We start from the raw sequence: 16124 nt of genomic DNA on the forward strand, positions 1-16124 counted from the left end.
CCCAGAAGAAGCCCTCGACTGCGCCTGCGGCCTCTACCTCAACAGCCCCACCGCCTGGCTCACACCCCCGACGAATTAACGCGGTGCTGCACTAGCGAAGGACGTGCACCCGGGTGGTGGTGCCGGTCTGGCAGGTGTGTCGCTGGACCAGGTCGACCAGGAAGTGGACCATGACGAGGCCGCGCCCGCCACGGCCGCCGGTGGGGCGCAGCCGGCCGGCCATCATGTCGGTGAGGTTGCCGAAGTCGCGGACCTCGCAGACCACCCGCTCCTCGTCGCGCCAGGTGCGCAGCGTGCCGGAGCCGCCGGCGTGCATGATGCTGTTGGTGGCGAGCTCGTTGACCGCGCTCTGCAGGTCGACGATGCGGTCCGGCGGCAGCTCCGCGTCCAGGCCGACCTCGGCGACGGCGCGGCGGACCTTGACCAGGTCGCCGACCTCGAAGCGCAGCGTCGTGGCGCCGAACGGCGGCTCCGGCAGCGGCACGTTGTAGGTCTCGGCGATGCCGTGGGGGTCGTACGCGTCGCTGGCGAACCGCGCACCGGCGTCGATCATCATCGGGTGCGTCGCGTAGGAGTCCTTGACCATGTGCGACTCGAGGTGGCCGGCGTCGTAGAGGCAGAGGATCGACGCCTCGCGCCCCTGGAACGCCACATTGATCATCGCCTCGTGCTGGACGCAGGCCGGGTACTCGTCGTCGGAGCGGCCGGGCCAGACCGGCTCACCGATCACGCGGACCCGCTTGCCCGGGTGCTCGTCCATGAACTTCGACAGCACCCACGGGATGATCCTGCCCGGGTTGCGGCCCGCCTCCTGCATGTCGGTGAACGAGACGACCTCGGCGAACGCGCCGAGCCGCTCGCGGATCAGCCGGATGTTGGCCGAAGGTGCGGCGACAGCGACCGGCTCGCCGAGGGAGACGCCCTCGTAGATGAAGTTCATCGTGCCGTCGAGAAACGTGGCGGCGTCGTGGTACAGCAGCGCCGCATGGACGAACGGTTCGCTGAACCGGTCGCCGGCGATGGCGGCGTTGCGGGCGGTCATGCGATGCGCGGCTCGTCTCGGTCGGGAACAGCCCCGGTCCGTGGATCGACGCCGTTATTCAAGCTTCGATTGCAGACTACGCCAAAGGTGCCCAGCCGACAGCTATCCGTTGGTACCGCTTCCATGGGAGGTCGCCCGGAAACCAAACGAACGTTAAGCTTGCACACGTGTCCCAGAAGGAACAGCGACTCCGTGCCGCGCAGTCCGCCGCCACCGCGGCAGGGCTCGACGCGCTCCTCATCCCACCAAGCGCTGACCTGCAGTATCTCACAGGTTACGACGCGCACGCGCTGGAGCGGCTCACGCTGCTCGTGGTGCCGGCCGAGGGTGAGCCGACCCTGATCGTGCCCCGCCTGGAGCGGCCGGCCGCCGAGGCCGCCGACCCTCACGGGGTGCGGATCGTCGACCACCTGGACGGTTCGGACCCGTATGAGCTGGTGAGCGCCGCCCTCGGCAAACCCGACGCGGTCGGGCTCGGCAACCGGATGTGGGCCGAGCAGGTCCTGGCCCTGCGCGCCGCGCTGCCGTCGGCCGAGCAGCGCCTCGCCGGCGCCGTCCTGGCCGCCCTGCGGGTGCGCAAGTCGCCCGAGGAGGTCGAGGCGCTGCGCCGGGCCGGGCAGGCGATCGACGCCGTCCACGCCCAGATGGGGCAGTGGCTGCGGGCCGGCCGCACCGAGAGCGAGGTCGCCGCCGACATCGCCGCCGCGATCCGCGCCGCCGGGCACGCCACCGTCGAGTTCACGATCGTCGCCGCCGGACCCAACGGCGCCAGCCCGCACCACGGCACCTCCGACCGGGTGATCGCCGCGGGTGAGCCAGTCGTCGTCGACATCGGCGGCCGCATGCCCGACGGCTACTGCTCCGACTCGACCCGCACGTACTGCATCGGCGAGCCGCCCGCCGAGTTCGCCGAGTACTACCAGGTGCTGTTCGAGGCGCAGCGCGCCGCGGTCGCCGCCGTGCGGCCCGGGGTCACCGCCGAGTCCGTGGACGCCGTCGCCCGCGACCTCATCGCGGCCGCCGGCTACGGGGAGGCGTTCCTGCACCGTACGGGCCACGGCATCGGCCTGGACGGGCACGAGGAGCCCTACATCGTGGCCGGCAACGACACGCCGCTCGAGGAAGGCATGGCCTTCTCGATCGAGCCCGGGATCTACCTCTCCGGCCGGCACGGTGCCCGCATCGAGGACATCGTCGTCTGTACCGGCGACGGCGTCGACCGGCTCAACACGATCCCGACCGAGCTGGTGATCCTGTGAGCGGCCAGCGGAGCGGCTCGGGCCGCGAACCGGTATGGCAGGTTGGGTCGCGGCGGCGCCGGAGCGAAGCGGAGGTGACGCTGTGACCGGCCGGGTCGAGAGGATTCTGCCGACGGAGGAGGCGGCCGACCTCATCGGGCTCGTGCGGGAGATCGCCGACGGGGAGCTGGCGCCGCGCGTGGACGACTTCGAGGCCCGCGGCCAGTTCCCCCGCGAGCTGTTCCGCCTGCTCGGCCGGGCCGGGCTGCTCGGGCTGCCGTTCGATGCCGAGTACGGCGGCGGCGGCCAGCCCTACGAGGTGTACCTGCAGGTCCTCGAGGAGATCGCGGCGCGCTGGCTGGCCGTCGCCGAAGGCGTCTCCGTGCACAGCCTCGCCTGCTACCCGACCGCCGCGTACGGCACCGAGACGCAGCGCAAGCGGCACCTGCCCGACATGCTCGGCGGCGAGCTGCTCGGCGCCTACTGCCTGTCGGAGCCGCAGAGCGGATCCGACGCGGCGTCGCTCACCACCCGGGCCGAGCCCGACGGCGACGGGTACACGGTCACCGGCACGAAGGCCTGGATCACCCACGGCGGCAAGGCCGACTTCTACGACGTCTTCTGCCGCACGCCGGAAGGCATCTCCTGCCTGCTGTTCGACGCCGGCACCCCCGGGCTGCTGCCGCAGGCACCCGAGCGGACCATGGGCCTGCGCTCCTCCACGGTCGCGCAGATCGTCCTCGACGGCGCGCACGTGCCCGCCGACCGGCTGCTCGGTGAGGCCGGCGGCGGATTCAAGATCGCGCTGAGCGCCCTGGACGGCGGCCGGCTCGGCATCGCCGCCTGCGCCGTCGGCCTCGCGCAGGCCGCCCTCGACTACGCGGTCGCCTACGCCAAGGACCGCGCGCAGTTCGGCCGCCCGATCATGGAGTTCCAGGGCGTCGGGTTCATGCTCGCCGACATGGCCACCCAGATCGCCGCGGCGCGGGCGCTGTACCTGTCCGCGGCGAGGCTGCGCGACGCCGGCCGCCCGCACAGCGCGGAGGCCGCGAAGGCGAAGCTGTTCTGCACGGACACTGCGATGCGCGTCACCACCGACGCCGTCCAGGTGCTCGGCGGGGCCGGCTACGTGCAGGACCACCCCGTCGAGCGGTACATGCGGGAGGCCAAGGTGCTGCAGATATTCGAGGGGACCAATCAGATCCAACGCCTCGTCATCGCCCGGTCGCTCTGAGGGTCACGCCTGCGCGCCGGGGCGGGCACCAGCTAGGGTTCGTGCCGTGGAAGAGACCGATCGCGCGATCGTCGCGGCCCTGGCCGGCGACGGCCGCCTGTCCTACACCGACCTCGCCGAGAAGGTCGGGCTGTCGGTGTCGGCGGTGCACCAGCGGGTGCGCCGCCTGGAGCAGCGCGGCGTCATCAAGGGTTACACGGCACGGCTCGACCACGACGCGATCGGCCTGCCACTGACGGCGTTCGTCGCGATCCGCCCCATCGACCCGTCGCAGCCCGACGACGCCCCGGACCGGCTGGCGAAGCTGCCGGAGATCGAGTCGTGCTACTCCGTCGCCGGCGAGGACTTCTACATGCTGCTGGTCAGGGTCGAGAGCCCGCTCGCGCTGGAGCGGCTGCTGCAGGAGATCCGCACCGCCGCCAACGTCATCACCCGCACGACGGTCGTGCTGTCCACGCCGTACGAGAACCGGTCGCCGAAGATCTAGCGGCCGGTGCGGGCCCGGCGGATCGCGTCCCCGACGCCGCGCGTGTCGGACAGGTCGGGCAGGACCGCGTGGGCGCCCGCCGCCGCCAGCTCCTCGACCGTGTAACGGCCCGTCGCCACGGCCACCACGCCCGCGCCCGTGGCGAGGGCCGCCTCGACGTCCAGGGGCGTGTCGCCGACGAGGACCGTCCGCCGGCCGTCGAACGAGCGCTCGTAGCGGTGCCGCGCCGCGGCCCTGGCGATGCCGACGAGGTTGGCCCTGACGGTGTGGCTCCAGCCGTACGCGCCCGCGTCGAGATCCAGGTGCTCCACCAGTCCGAACGGGCCGAGCTTCACCTCCGCGATCCGCCGCAGGTTGCCCGTCAGCACCGACTGCACCCCGCTCGCCGACGTGACGGCCGCCAGGGCGCCCGGCAGCGCCCGGCCCCGCACCGGCAGGAGATGTGCCAGCTCGTCGAACGCCGTCTCCGCCGCGACCCGCAGCCCCTCCAGGTGCTCCTCGGACGTCGGTGCGCCGTTGTGCCGCAGCACGTCGTGGGCGATCGCCCGGTCGGTGCGGCCCGCCATGGGTGGCCGGTGGGTCACCGGCCGGCCGTACCGACGAAAGAACGCCAACTCATAGGCCTCACGACCAAGTCCATCGACGTCGACGAGTGTATGGTCAACATCCCAGAGCACCAGAACCTCGTCCACGAGACGCACTGTAGCGAAGCGAGGCAGAATGAGGCGGATGGGCGACATCGTCGTGGTGCGGCACGGACAGACCGAGTGGAGCGCCGCCGGGCGCCACACCTCGAGGACCGATCTCGACCTCACCCCGGCGGGTGAGCAGCGGGCCCGGGCGCTCAGCCGGGCGTTCATGACGGCACCGTTCGTCGCCGTCGTCAGCAGCCCCCGCCGCCGCGCGCTGCGCACGGCGGAGCTCGCCGGCCTCACGGTCACCGAGGTCGACGCCGACATCGCCGAGTGGGACTACGGCACGTACGAGGGGCTGACCACCCCCGAGATCCGGGCCGAGCGGCCGGACTGGGACCTGTGGACCGACGGCTGCCCCGGCGGCGAGTCCCCGGAGCAGGTCACGATCCGGCTCGACCGGTTCCTGGCGCGGGTCCGCCCGATGCTCGTCGTCGGTGACGTCGCAGTCGTCAGCCACGGCCACGCCTCGCGCGCCCTGGCGTCGCGGTGGGTCGGCGAGCCCGTCACGTTCGGCGCGCGCCTCAGTCTCGACACCGCGACCCTGTCGACCCTCGGCCACGAGCACGACCTGCCGTCGATCCGCACCTGGAACGCGACCATTTGAAAGCCCGCCGATAAATAGGGTTGTCGCCGTCGGCGGTGCGCCTTATCGTATTCATCAACACCGGATGAAACACGAAGAGACAGGAGACGGGCCATGAAGCGGCTCCCCAGCGAAGCGACGCGACGGCAGTTGCCGTGCGGTTGCGGGGAAGCCGTGTTCGGAGGCAATCTCCGCGGCTATCTCGGTGAGCGACTTCAGCAGTACCAGGGCAGGTGGAGCGGCTAGCAGCCCGCTGGCACAGCACCCCGCCGCCCTTCCCGCATCCGGGACCGGGCGGCTTTTCTATGCTCGCTCACCGGCCGATGAATGGCGTTCTTTGACAACTCCACAGTGGATGACGCACGTCTATATGAAAGTGCGAATAGCGCCCGTGAGGCTGAGGAAGGTAGACCACTGGACTCTCAATCCGGAAGACCGGGTTCAACCCCCGGACGGGCGACGCAGCTCTGGTGAACTCGGCGGACACGCCGCTTTTCCAAAGCGGAGAAACGGGGTCGGTGCCCGTGAGCTGTTCTGGGTGCCCGGGGATGGGAACGCGAGGGGGACGCTCGCCTCCCGGGGCACCAGCACGTGCGGTTGTAGCTCAGTGGTCAGAGCGTCGCCTTGCCATGGCGAAGGTCCCGGGTTCGAGCCCCGGTTGCCGCTCCGTTGTTCCCCCGGCCGGCGGGCCATCACCCCGCCGGCCCCTTGCAGGCTGGTGTAACCCGGCAACACATCCGGCTCTGAACCGGACATTGGGGGTTCGAATCCTCCGCCTGCAGCGCGCGCCCCGGGTCCGTCCGGGGTGCCACGCCCTGGGTCCGTCCGGGGTGCCACGCCCTCGTGGTCCAAAGGTAGAGGCACGGCGTTGAGGTCGTCGTAGGTGCGCGTTCGAATCGCGTCGAGGGCACGTTTTCACGTCTTCGTAGCTCAGTGGAGAGAGCGCCAGGTTGCGGACCTGGAGGTCGCTGGTTCGAGTCCAGCCGAGGACACGCAGTTTCGCGCGCCGCTAGCTCAATGGGTAGAGCGGCTGGCTCTTAACCAGCGGGTTCGGGGTTCGAGTCCCTGGCGGCGCACTGCGGGGTGGAGGAGTTCGGTCGTCCTCGCCGGTCTCATAAGCCGGAGCTCGCGGGTTCGAATCCCGCTCCCGCATCTCCTGTACAGCACGGCGCGGTGGACGAATTGGGAGAGTCGCCCGGCTTTCACCCGGGACACTGTGCGGGTTCGAGGCCCGTCCGCGCTACCGATCGCCAGCACGTCCGGTCCGGCGTCGCCCAATCGGCAGGGCAAACGGCTGTTAACCGTTCAGGTCCCGGTTCGAGTCCGGGCGCCGGAGCAACATCACAACTCGCGGGTGCGCCGACGTCGGAGAGTCGGGCTTGGCTGTAACCCAGGTGCCATTGGGCTCAGGGGGTTCGAATCCCTCCACCCGCACGCAACGCAACGCCTTCGTAGCTCAGTGGAGAGAGCGCCAGGTTCCGAACCTGGAAGCCGCTGGTTCGAGTCCAGCCGAGGGCACGCAGCAGCACGACCGTATGCCCGAGTCAGGTCAGGGGGCCGCCTGCAAAGCGGTGCACGCCGGTTCGAATCCGGCTTCGGTCTCGAGACGCGTCATCCACTGTGCGAGTGCGAAGATCGTTGCGCCGCGCATGTCGAAACCGCCGGGGTGGTTCCGTTCCCATGGTGACCGCCGCCGGACGGCGCGCGGCGCGACGTGAGGAGCTCGGGATGGCCAGGTACCTGCTGATCGTGGACTACAACGGCGGCGACGTGGACACGCCGATGGAGCAGTGGACGCCGCAGGACATCGCGGCGCACATGGACTACTACGGGGCGCTGCGGCAGGAGCTGCTCGACAGCGGTGAGCTCGTCGACCAGCAGGCGCTGACCGGGCCGGAGCACGCGAAGGTGGTCACGTCCGACGGGGTCGCCGCGCCGGTCGTCACCGACGGGCCGTTCGCCGAGTCGAAGGAGCTGCTCGCCGGGTATCAGCTGGTCGATGTCGACTCGGAGGCCCGCGCGATCGAGATCGCCGCGAAGATCTCCTGCGTGCCGGGGCCGGGCGGGGTGCCGCAGCGGCAGCCGATCACGGTCCGCAGGGTGATGGACGCGGCCGACTTCGAGCTGCTGACGTCCGAGGTCTGAGCCGGTGAAGGACTCCGCCGAGGACCTGCTGCGCGAGCTGGCGCCGCAGGTCCTCGGCGCGCTCGCCCGCCGGTTCGGCGACTTCTCCGCCGCGGAGGACGCCACCCAGGAGGCGCTGCTCGCCGCCGCCACGCACTGGGACGACATCCCCGCCAATCCGCGGGCCTGGCTGATCCAGACCGGTTCGCGGAAGCTGCTCGACCAGCTGCGCGCCGATCAGGCCAGGCGGCGGCGGGAGGTGCTCGCGGTCGAGCCGCCGCCGGTGGTGTACGAGCGGGACGACACCCTGACGGTGCTGTTCCTGTGCTGCCATCCGGCGCTCACCGAGGCGTCGGCGATCGCGCTCACGCTGCGGGCCGTCGGCGGGCTGACGACGGGTGAGATCGCCCGGGCGTTCCTGGTGCCGGAGGCGACCATGGGCCAGCGGATCAGCCGCGCGAAGCAGAAGGTCCGCTCCCTCGACGCGCCGTTCCGGATGCCGGAGCGGCCGGAGTGGGCGTCCAGGCTGCGATCGGTGCTCCACGTCCTCTATCTGATCTTCAACGAGGGGTACACCGGCGGCGGCGGCGAACTCGTCCGCGTCGACCTGTCCGCCGAGGCGATCCGGCTCGCCCGGATGCTGCGCGCGCTGCTGCCCGACGACGGTGAGGTCGCGGGGCTGCTGGCGCTGATGCTGCTCACCGACGCCCGGCGGCCCGCCCGCGTCGACGCCGCCGGTGACCTGGTGCCGCTCGCCGAGCAGGACCGGCGGCGGTGGCTGCGGCCGCTGATCGTGGAGGGCACCGCCGTGCTCGACGCGGCGTTCAGTGCCGGTGCGGTCGGGCCGTTTCAGCTGCAGGCCGCGATCGCCGCCCTGCACGACCGGGCGGCGAGCACGCAGGACACCGACTGGCCGCAGATCCTCGCCCTGTACGGGCTGCTGGAGCGGATGACCGCGAGCCCTGTCGTCGCGCTGAACCGGGCGGTCGCGGCCGCGATGGTGGACGGCCCGGCGGAGGGGCTGCGGCTGCTGGCGGACCTGGACGAGCGCCTGCCCGGCAGTCACCGGCTCGACGCGGTCCGCGGCCACCTGTACGAGCTGGCCGGCGACGCTCCGGCGGCGATCGGGCACTACCGGGCGGCGGCGTCGGCCACCGCGAGCATCCCGGAGCGGCGCTACCTGACGATGCGTGCCGCGCGGCTCAACGCCGGCGGAAATGTCGTACCCGGGTCGTAGCGTGTGCGCATGGCAGACACGAACCAGACGGTGGCGGGTGACGGTGATGTCGGCGAGTTCGTCGAGGGGGTGGCCGACGAGCGGCGGCGCGGGGAGGCGCGGCAGCTCGTGGCGCTGATGGCCGAGGTCACCGGCGCGCCGGCGGTGCTGTGGGGCAGGGCGATCATCGGCTTCGGGTCGCGGCACTACCGCTATGAGTCGGGGCGGGAGGGCGACATCGCGGCGGTGAGCTTCTCGCCGCGCAAGGCGCAGACGGTGCTGTATCTGACCGGCGGGGTGGACGCGTATCAGGACCTGCTGGACCGGTTAGGGCCGCACACGACCGGCAAGGGCTGCCTCTACATCAAGCGCGTCGATGCCGTCGACGACGCCGTCCTGCGCGAGATCGTGGGTCGTTCGTTCCGCATGACCTTGTAACAAGGGGTTCACGAGACATTCATACCCTGATATACGTCGATGCGTGACGTCACCCGTCACGGATGGACCCACTCAGGGAGGGCCAGTGAGAAGAAGCTTCGCGGCGCTGATCGGCGCCGTGCTCGTCGTGCCCGCTGCGGCCACCGCCGCGTTCGCGGGACCCGCCGGCGCCGCCGGACCGGCCGTCGAGGTGTCCGGCGGGTCGGCCGGCTCGGCCGCCGTCGACCGGGCGCTGCGGCTGCACGGCGCCGACGCGAAGGTCGCGTCCGGTGACGCGTTCCGGGTCTACCGCACCGAGGTGGAGGCCGGCGGCGCCGCCCACGTGCGCTACACCCGGACGTATCACGGCCTGCGCGTCTACGGCGGCGACGTCGTCGTGCACACCGACGCCAAGGGCGCCTACGCCGGCACCTCCAACAGCCTCGCCGCGCCGCTGCGGATCAGCGTCACGCCGTCCGTCGCCGCGGTCGCCGCGCAGCGCACCGCCAGGGCCGCGTTCGCCGGCAGCGTGACCGCCACCCGCGCGCCGCAGCTCATGGTCGACGCCTCCAGCGGCACCGGGCGGCTCGCGTGGGAGAGCGTCGTGGAGGGCTGGGCGCCGGACGGGCAGACCCCGTCCGTGCTGCACGTCGTCACCGACGCGACCAGCAACGCGGTCCTCGGCACGTGGGACGAGGTGGAGACCGTCGCCGGCACCGGCAAGACCATCTACTCCGGCAACGTCACCGTCGACACCACGCTCAGCGGCGGCACGTACCGGATGAGCGACCCCTCGCACGGCAACAACACCGCCTGCGACATGAACAACACCACCTCCGGCACGTGCACCGTCTTCACCGACGCCGACAACACGTGGGGCACCAACGCCAACAGCAACCGGCAGTCCGCCGGCGCGGACGCCTACTTCGGCGCTGCGAAGACGTTCGACTACTTCAAGAACGTGCACGGCCGCAACGGCATCTTCGGCAACGGCGCCGGCGTGCCGTCGCGCGTCCACTACGGCAACGCGTATGTCAACGCGTTCTGGAACGGCTCGCAGATGACCTACGGCGACGGCTCCGGCAACGCGCGGCCGCTCGTCTCCCTCGACGTCGCCGGCCACGAGATGAGCCACGGCGTCACCGCCAACATCGTCTCCGGCGGCCTCACCTACTCCGGCGAGTCTGGCGGTCTCAACGAGGCCACCAGCGACATCTTCGGCTCGATGGTCGAGTTCTACGCCAACACCGCCAGCGACCCGGGCGACTACCAGATCGGCGAGAAGATCAACATCCGGGGCAACGGGACGCCGCTGCGGTACATGTACAACCCGTCGCTGGACGGCTCGTCGCACAGCTGCTGGTCCACCTCCACCAAGAACGTCGACGTGCACTACTCGTCGGGCCCGGCGAACCACTTCTTCTTCAACCTCGCCAACGGCACCGGCAGCACCGCCTACGGGACCTCCCCGGTCTGCGGCTCCGCCCCCGCCGTCACCGGCATCGGCCGGTCGAAGGCCGAGCTGATCTGGTTCCGCGCCGTGAACCTGTACTTCACGTCCAACACCTCCTACGTCAACACCGCCAACCCGGGCAACACGGCCCGCGCCTACTCGCTGCGCGCCGCCGCCGACCTGTACGGCAACTGCTCCACCGAGTACAAGGCGGTCAAGGCCGCCTGGACCGCGGTCAACGTCGCCGGCAACGACGCCGCCTGCCCATAGCGGGCAGCGGTTCGGGGCCGACATCGTGGAAAGGCCCGGCCATGCGGATGGCCGGGCCTTGCCGCGCGGGACGGGCCCGTGGTCGCGCCGCCGTCAGGGGAGGGTCGCCGAGGTCGAACCCGATGACGGGCAGCTTCGTCATCGGCCCGCGGCGGCAAGGGCCGCGCCGGAATGCGGACCGGCTGCCAGGACCGCCACGGAATGCGGACCGGCTGCCAGGACCGCGCCGGAATGCGGACCGGCTGCCAGGACCGCCACGGAAAGCGGACCGGCGGGGGCGAGGTGCCCGGCGACGGGACCGGCCGATGCCGGTTCGCGCCGCCGGCGCTTGGCCCTGTTGGGGAGCGGATGGCTCGGCGCATCACGGTGGACACTTCCGGACTCTTGCGGAGGTCGCCGACGTTGGCGCGGGGACTGCCGACGTTCTGTGACCTGCCTGTGAAAGGGTGAGACCGGGACCGTGGCCGGGGGCGTGCTCGTATCGCCGATCGCGTGCAGGCGCGGCCGGCCGGGTGCATCCGGTCACACGAAGAGGGCACCCGATCGTCTGTGTGGCAGAATATCTGCATGACCGACTATGGGCACGAGCTGCGCTTCGGGACGTTCCTGCCGGCCGAGGCGGCGACCGCTGCGGAGACGCTGCGGCTCGCCCGGCTCACGGAGGAGCTCGGCCTGGACCTGGCCAGTGTGCAGGACCATCCGTACCAGGCGCGGTTCCTGGACGCGTGGACGCTGCTGTCCGTCGTCGCGGCGCAGACCAGCACGCTCACCGTCTTCCCGAACGTCGCCAACCTGCCGCTGCGCCCGCCGGCCGTCCTCGCCCGGGCCGCCGCCAGCCTCGACATCCTCACCGGCGGCCGGGTCGAGCTCGGCCTCGGCGCCGGCGCGTTCTGGGACGCGATCGCCGGCATGGGCGGCGAGGTGCTGACCCCCGGTGCGTCGATCGAGGCGCTCGAGGAGGCCGTCCACGTCATCCGGGCGCTGTGGAGCACCGAGCGCAGCGCCCGCGTCGACGGCACCCACTACCGCCTGCGCGGCGCCCACCCCGGCCCGCCGGCCGCCCACCCGATCGGCATCTGGATCGGCGGGGTCAAGCCACGCATGCTGCGCCTCGTCGGCCGGCTCGCCGACGGGTGGCTGCCGAGCGCCCCGTACCTGCCGCCGCCGCAGCTCGCCGAGGCCAACCGCCGCATCGACGACGCCGCGACCGCCGCCGGCCGCTCCCCGCGCGACGTCCGGCGCCTGTACAACGTGGCCCCCGGGCAGGCACCCCTCGCCGGGCACCCGAAGACGTGGGCGGCGCAGCTGGCCGACCTGGCGCTGGGGGAGGGGATGAGCACCTTCGTCCTGATGGTCCAGGCGGGCGGCGACCGCGACCTGCGGACCTTCGCCGAGGAGGTGGTGCCGGAGACGCGCAGCCTCGTCGCCGCGGCCCGTGGTGCCACTGGCACGACAGCGCCGGCCGCCGGGCCGCAGACGGTCTCCGCGCCGTCGGCGGGCTCGGCTTCGGAGACGGACGGGGTGTCGCGAGGGATCACGGTGTGGGACGAGTCGCAGCGGCCGACCGGCCCCACGTCCGACGTCCCGCTCACCGCCGCGCAGCGCGCGTCCGGGCAGCACCTGGTCGACGTGCACGACCACCTCCGCCAGGAGCTGGAGCAGCTGCGGGACCTGGTCGAGCAGGTCGCCGCGGGCGGCACGGACGTCGGCCGGGCCCGGTCGATGATCAACACGATGACGATGCGGCAGAACGCCTGGACCCTCGGCACGTACTGCGAGAGCTACTGCCGGGTCGTCACCACCCACCACACCATCGAGGACGTGAACCTCTTCCCGCGCCTGCGCGCCGCCGACCCGCGTCTCGCCCCGGTCGTCGACCGCCTGGAGGCCGAGCACCACGTGATCGCCGACGTGCTGGAGCAGGTCGACGCCGCCCTCGTCGCCATGGTGTCGCGCTCCGACGGCATCGCCGAGGTCCGCAAGGCCGTCGACCTGCTCGGCGACACGCTGCTGTCGCACCTCGCCTACGAGGAGCGTGAGCTCGTCGACCCCCTCGGCCGCCTCGGCATCTTCTGACGCCGCTCGCGGAAAGGCCTGGCGCCGCTCGCGGAAAGCCTGGCGCCGGCCGCGGGATGTCAAAGGTCGACCCAGGCGTCCAGGCCGCTCGGGGAGATGCAGTGGACGCGGCCGCCCGGGTGCAGGGCCGGGTCGGCGGCGTAGCGGTCGGCGAGCTCCTGCTCCGCCTCCACGGCGCCCGCGTCGGCGGCGACCAGGCGCTCGGCGACCCAGTCGGCGAGCTCCTCGTCGACCTCGCCCCACTCGTCCCAGAGCAGCAGCTCGTCGCGCTGGCGGTGGGCGAGCTCGTGGCGGACCTGGTCGAGCAGGAAGCGGTGGCCGCGGTACGGGCCGACCGGATCCGCGCCGAAGTTGTCGGCGTCGATCTCCTCGCGGCGGTGTGCGATCCACGCCTCGGCCGCGGTGATGAACTCGCGCACGTCGAACGTGTCGATGTCGGTCGTGGCGGGGTCGAGCTGGGCGTCGACGCGGACCCAGCGCTCGCCGTTCCAGTACTCGGCGACCACGTGGTCGTAGTGGAACGCGTCGCCGAAGTAGCCGGCGAACCCGATCCGGCTGCGGGCGGCGACCCCGCGGTGGCGCAGCGCGGCGACGGTGAGCAGGGTGAAGTCGCGGGCGCAGCCGACGACGCGGGTCTTCGGCTCGCGGGGCGCGCCGAGCGGGCGGGTGTGCCGGGACCGGTCCGCGGCGAGCATCCGCGACACCCACCGCGAGTCGACCTCGGCAAGTCGAACGCCGGAGAACGACAGGCCCTGCGCGAAGTAGTGCACGACGACGTTGCGCACGACGCTGACCAGGCCGGGAACGTCCGTCGGCAGATGGTTGAGCAGCGCGGCGTACGGACCCGGGTCACTGAAGGCGGACTGCGACCGGTACCGATCGACCATGCGCCTCAATGTACCGTCAACCGATGCGCATCGACGTTCGCGGGTTGACCTTCGAGGTGCACGCAACGGGTCCCGCGGACGGCACGCCGGTCCTGCTGCTGCACGGGTTTCCGCAGGACAGCCGCGAGTGGGACGGCATCACCGGCGGGCTGCACGACGCCGGCCTGCGCACCTTCGCCCTCGACCAGCGCGGCTACTCTCCCGGCGCCCGGCCGGACGGCAAGCGGGCGTACCGGATGGCCGAGTGCGTCGCCGACGTCCTGGCCGTGCTCGACGCGATCGGGCTGCCCGACGCGCACGTCGTCGGGCACGACTGGGGCGCCGTGGTCGCGTGGCACGTCGCGGCACGGCATCCGGACCGGGTCCGCACGCTGACGGCCGTGTCCGTGCCGCACCCCGTGGCGTACGCGACCTCGGTCAAGCGCGACGTCGCGCAGACGCTCAAGTCGGCGTACATGCTGTTCTTCCGCACGCCGTGGCTGCCGGAGAAGGTGCTGTCGGCCCGCGGCGGCGCGCTGCTGCGCAGGATCGCCGGCGGTCACCCCACCACGGGGCCGGACGACCTGACGGGGGCGCTCAACTGGTACAGGGCGATCTCCGGCCACGACCTCAAGGGACTGGGCCCGGTCACGGTGCCGACGACGTTCGTCTGGAGCGACCGCGACGTGGCGATCTCCGGCCACGCGGCCCGCCGGTGCGCGGCCTTCGTGACCGGAGACTTCCGTTTCGTGACCCTGCGTGGCGTCAGCCACTGGATCCCCGACGAGGCGCCCGGGCCCCTGCTGGAGGCCGTGCTGGAGCGGGTCAGCCGCCGTCCACCGCGGTGAACGGCTTCAGCGGCTGCTTCGCCGCGATGGCCGGCACCGTGACCCGTTCGACGACGTCGAACATGGCCCGGCCGAGCACCGCGTGCGCCTCGACGGCGGGGTGCGTGGCGCCGTAGTTGTCGAGGTCGCCGAGGCCCTCGGCGAACAGCCCGTAGACGAGGGCGGGCGCGCCGTCGGCGCCGAACATGATCCCGGCCTCGTGCCGGGACGCGCCGAGGGTGTTGAAGTCCTGGCCGTACTTGGACGCGACCCGGCTGCGCTCCGCCGAGGACATGTTGCGCCGGATCCCGTCGTGGTAGCCGTTGATCCAGCGCAGGATGCCGAGCAGGAAGTCGCAGGAGGCGGGCTTCAGCAGCGTCCTGGTCGCCAGGCGCCACAGCAGGTCGTGGATCTCGCGGGGCGTGGTGTCGCCGAGGAAGAACCGGTTCGGGTTCGCGACCGGCTCGACCCTGGTGTGGGTGAAGCCCTTCGCGGCGAGGATCTCGTTGATCTCCAGGGCCGGCACGACCCGGCCGCACATGCGCACGGCGGTGTTGTCGGAGACGAGCAGCATCGCGGTGAGGAAGTTGGCGACCGTGATGTCGTCGCCCCACACGGTGTGCAGGAAGTAGATGCCGCTGCCGCCGAGGATGATGTCGGCCCGCAGGTCGAGCTTCTGGTCCAGCCGCAGCTCACCGCGGTCGATCTTGTCCATGACGGCGGTGGCGACGGCGAGCTTCTGCACGCTGTAGCCCTTGGTGACGTGGTCGGCGTCGTCCTGGACGACCGGCTGCGGCACCCCCGCCGCGTCGACCAGGGCGATGTGGGTGTGCCAGGTGCCGCCGGCCTTGGCCTTCTGCCGCTCGTACACGCGGCGGATGCGCTCGGAGGGGGACCCTGTCGCCGTCGCTTCCGCCGAGGCGGGTGAGCCGACGAGCGGGACGGCCGCGGCCCCGGCGCCGAGCGCGATGGCGGCGCGGCGGGTGAGCTTGTTCGTCATGGTTCGGACGCTAACCACGCGCCATGACCGATTCAACATGACAAATCCCATCTGCTGCGCTTTCAACCTTTGAACGTCCTGCGACGTCGTCCTTGTAGCGTTTCATCATGGACATAGCGGCGTCCCTCACCGAGGCACTTGAGGCCGTCACGTTCGCCGACCGGGGCGCCGACGAGGTCACCGGGCTGCTCGTCGAGGCGGTCGTGGCGTGGGCCGAGGGGCGGGGCTGGCGCACCTATCGCCGCGCCGCGAGCGTGATGCCGTTGCCGCCACCGTACGAGCGGCAGCGCTCAGTCCTGGACGTCGCCTGCGCGCGGCCCGACGGCCCGCCGGTGGTGGTCGAGGTCGACCACGGCGACCGGCAGCGGACCCTCGACAAGCTCGCCGCCGAGGCCGCCGCCGGCCGGGTCGCGATCTGGGTGCGGTGGGGCACCGGCCGGCTCGCCGTCCCGGAAGGGGTGCGCCTGGTGGCGCTGCCGGTGACCGCGCGGACCGGCCTGCACGGGCGCGGCAAGCTGTTCTCCCGGGTGCCGGACCTGCCGGCGCCGGAGCACAGCGCGGCCGGCGGCTCGTACACGGCCGAGGCGCTCGCCCCG

General features: G+C 71.9%; 15 protein-coding genes and 12 tRNA genes. 23 read left to right on the top strand and 4 right to left on the bottom strand.

The window, feature by feature from the left end; all coding sequences use genetic code 11:
* Positions 1-91: 91 nt before the first annotated feature.
* Positions 92-1042, bottom strand: a complete 951-nt coding sequence (locus tag ACFY3L_RS17950) for an anti-sigma factor RsbA family regulatory protein (protein ID WP_389324608.1) — start codon at positions 1040-1042, stop codon at positions 92-94.
* Positions 1043-1209: 167 nt separating this feature from the next.
* Here ACFY3L_RS17950 and ACFY3L_RS17955 point away from each other — a divergent pair, with 167 nt between their 5' ends.
* The 3 genes from ACFY3L_RS17955 to ACFY3L_RS17965 all read left to right on the top strand — a co-directional run bounded on the left by ACFY3L_RS17955 (position 1210) and on the right by ACFY3L_RS17965 (position 4001).
* Entirely contained in the window at positions 1210-2301 is a 1092-nt protein-coding gene (locus tag ACFY3L_RS17955) for a M24 family metallopeptidase (protein WP_389324611.1), read from the top strand.
* Between the two features lie 82 nt (positions 2302-2383).
* Positions 2384-3514 carry an acyl-CoA dehydrogenase family protein gene (locus tag ACFY3L_RS17960; protein WP_389324614.1) on the top strand — a complete coding sequence of 377 codons (1131 nt, stop codon included), beginning with the start codon at positions 2384-2386 and terminating at the stop codon, positions 3512-3514.
* Positions 3515-3560: 46 nt separating this feature from the next.
* The gene (locus tag ACFY3L_RS17965) at positions 3561-4001 is read left to right on the top strand and encodes an Lrp/AsnC family transcriptional regulator (protein WP_389324617.1); all 441 of its coding nucleotides are present in this window, start codon (positions 3561-3563) and stop codon (positions 3999-4001) included.
* Here ACFY3L_RS17965 and ACFY3L_RS17970 read toward each other — a convergent pair.
* On the bottom strand, positions 3998-4741 hold the full coding sequence (locus tag ACFY3L_RS17970) for an HAD family hydrolase (RefSeq protein ID WP_389324620.1): 744 nt from the start codon (positions 4739-4741) through the stop codon (positions 3998-4000). The genes ACFY3L_RS17965 and ACFY3L_RS17970 overlap by 4 nt on opposite strands.
* Between ACFY3L_RS17970 and ACFY3L_RS17975 the strand changes: the two genes are divergently transcribed.
* The 18 genes from ACFY3L_RS17975 (at position 4731) to ACFY3L_RS18060 (ending at position 12835) form a co-directional block, all read left to right on the top strand.
* The gene (locus ACFY3L_RS17975; RefSeq protein ID WP_389324623.1) at positions 4731-5300 is read left to right on the top strand and encodes a histidine phosphatase family protein; all 570 of its coding nucleotides are present in this window, start codon (positions 4731-4733) and stop codon (positions 5298-5300) included. The genes ACFY3L_RS17970 and ACFY3L_RS17975 overlap by 11 nt on opposite strands.
* Before the next feature lie 365 nt (positions 5301-5665).
* A tRNA-Glu gene (locus ACFY3L_RS17980) sits at positions 5666-5739 on the top strand.
* A 133-nt stretch (positions 5740-5872) separates the two neighbouring features.
* Positions 5873-5945 (top strand) — tRNA-Gly (locus tag ACFY3L_RS17985).
* Positions 5946-5988: 43 nt separating this feature from the next.
* Positions 5989-6061, top strand: a tRNA-Gln gene (locus tag ACFY3L_RS17990).
* A gap of 55 nt (positions 6062-6116) precedes the next feature.
* Positions 6117-6189 (top strand) — tRNA-Leu (locus tag ACFY3L_RS17995).
* Between the two features lie 9 nt (positions 6190-6198).
* A tRNA-Arg gene (locus tag ACFY3L_RS18000) sits at positions 6199-6271 on the top strand.
* An 11-nt stretch (positions 6272-6282) separates the two neighbouring features.
* Positions 6283-6355 (top strand) — tRNA-Lys (locus tag ACFY3L_RS18005).
* A gap of 1 nt (position 6356) precedes the next feature.
* Positions 6357-6432: transfer RNA gene (locus ACFY3L_RS18010), tRNA-Met, on the top strand.
* Between the two features lie 14 nt (positions 6433-6446).
* Positions 6447-6522: transfer RNA gene (locus ACFY3L_RS18015), tRNA-Glu, on the top strand.
* 20 nt (positions 6523-6542) lie between these two features.
* Positions 6543-6615, top strand: a tRNA-Asn gene (locus ACFY3L_RS18020).
* 14 nt (positions 6616-6629) lie between these two features.
* Positions 6630-6713: transfer RNA gene (locus ACFY3L_RS18025), tRNA-Tyr, on the top strand.
* Positions 6714-6724: 11 nt separating this feature from the next.
* Positions 6725-6797: transfer RNA gene (locus ACFY3L_RS18030), tRNA-Arg, on the top strand.
* Between the two features lie 11 nt (positions 6798-6808).
* Positions 6809-6881, top strand: a tRNA-Cys gene (locus tag ACFY3L_RS18035).
* 126 nt (positions 6882-7007) lie between these two features.
* Positions 7008-7424 (top strand): YciI family protein, encoded by a 417-nt coding sequence (locus tag ACFY3L_RS18040; RefSeq protein ID WP_389324626.1) that lies wholly within the window; start codon positions 7008-7010, stop codon positions 7422-7424.
* 4 nt (positions 7425-7428) lie between these two features.
* Positions 7429-8640: an RNA polymerase sigma factor gene (locus ACFY3L_RS18045; protein ID WP_389324629.1), complete on the top strand. Its 1212-nt coding sequence runs from the start codon at positions 7429-7431 to the stop codon at positions 8638-8640.
* A gap of 9 nt (positions 8641-8649) precedes the next feature.
* Positions 8650-9057, top strand: a complete 408-nt coding sequence (locus tag ACFY3L_RS18050; protein WP_389324632.1) for a DUF1801 domain-containing protein — start codon at positions 8650-8652, stop codon at positions 9055-9057.
* A gap of 85 nt (positions 9058-9142) precedes the next feature.
* Positions 9143-10759 carry a M4 family metallopeptidase gene (locus ACFY3L_RS18055; protein WP_389324635.1) on the top strand — a complete coding sequence of 539 codons (1617 nt, stop codon included), beginning with the start codon at positions 9143-9145 and terminating at the stop codon, positions 10757-10759.
* Positions 10760-11326: 567 nt separating this feature from the next.
* Positions 11327-12835: an LLM class flavin-dependent oxidoreductase gene (locus ACFY3L_RS18060; protein ID WP_389324638.1), complete on the top strand. Its 1509-nt coding sequence runs from the start codon at positions 11327-11329 to the stop codon at positions 12833-12835.
* 59 nt (positions 12836-12894) lie between these two features.
* Here ACFY3L_RS18060 and ACFY3L_RS18065 read toward each other — a convergent pair whose 3' ends face one another.
* Positions 12895-13722 carry a transglutaminase domain-containing protein gene (locus ACFY3L_RS18065; RefSeq protein ID WP_389324640.1) on the bottom strand — a complete coding sequence of 276 codons (828 nt, stop codon included), beginning with the start codon at positions 13720-13722 and terminating at the stop codon, positions 12895-12897.
* A 23-nt stretch (positions 13723-13745) separates the two neighbouring features.
* On the opposite strand from ACFY3L_RS18065, the gene ACFY3L_RS18070 reads away from it, so the two are divergent.
* Positions 13746-14549, top strand: a complete 804-nt coding sequence (locus tag ACFY3L_RS18070) for an alpha/beta fold hydrolase (protein WP_389324642.1) — start codon at positions 13746-13748, stop codon at positions 14547-14549.
* Here the strand turns inward: ACFY3L_RS18070 and ACFY3L_RS18075 are convergent.
* A complete protein-coding gene (locus ACFY3L_RS18075) occupies positions 14527-15528 on the bottom strand; it encodes a serine hydrolase (protein ID WP_389324644.1) in 1002 nt (333 codons plus the stop codon). The two genes, ACFY3L_RS18070 and ACFY3L_RS18075, sit on opposite strands and share 23 nt — an antisense overlap.
* A gap of 107 nt (positions 15529-15635) precedes the next feature.
* Here ACFY3L_RS18075 and ACFY3L_RS18080 point away from each other — a divergent pair.
* Positions 15636-16124 (top strand): hypothetical protein (locus tag ACFY3L_RS18080; RefSeq protein ID WP_389324647.1); only part of this gene is annotated, 489 nt, incomplete at its 3' end.

It is taken from the genome of Dactylosporangium sp. NPDC000521 (assembly GCF_042898305.1).
Classification (GTDB): domain Bacteria; phylum Actinomycetota; class Actinomycetes; order Mycobacteriales; family Micromonosporaceae; genus Dactylosporangium.

Excerpts from the sequence above, each read along its gene's own strand:
- ACFY3L_RS17950 (WP_389324608.1), bottom strand. The coding sequence starts at position 1,042 with ATGACCGCCCGCAACGCCGCCATCGCCGGCGACCGGTTCAGCGAACCG.
- ACFY3L_RS17975 (WP_389324623.1), top strand. The coding sequence starts at position 4,731 with ATGGGCGACATCGTCGTGGTGCGGCACGGACAGACCGAGTGGAGCGCC.
- ACFY3L_RS17970 (WP_389324620.1), bottom strand. The coding sequence starts at position 4,741 with ATGTCGCCCATCCGCCTCATTCTGCCTCGCTTCGCTACAGTGCGTCTC.
- ACFY3L_RS18040 (WP_389324626.1), top strand. The coding sequence starts at position 7,008 with ATGGCCAGGTACCTGCTGATCGTGGACTACAACGGCGGCGACGTGGAC.
- ACFY3L_RS18050 (WP_389324632.1), top strand. The coding sequence starts at position 8,650 with ATGGCAGACACGAACCAGACGGTGGCGGGTGACGGTGATGTCGGCGAG.
- ACFY3L_RS18060 (WP_389324638.1), top strand. The coding sequence starts at position 11,327 with ATGACCGACTATGGGCACGAGCTGCGCTTCGGGACGTTCCTGCCGGCC.
- ACFY3L_RS18065 (WP_389324640.1), bottom strand. The coding sequence starts at position 13,722 with ATGGTCGATCGGTACCGGTCGCAGTCCGCCTTCAGTGACCCGGGTCCG.
- ACFY3L_RS18070 (WP_389324642.1), top strand. The coding sequence starts at position 13,746 with ATGCGCATCGACGTTCGCGGGTTGACCTTCGAGGTGCACGCAACGGGT.
- ACFY3L_RS18075 (WP_389324644.1), bottom strand. The coding sequence starts at position 15,528 with ATGACGAACAAGCTCACCCGCCGCGCCGCCATCGCGCTCGGCGCCGGG.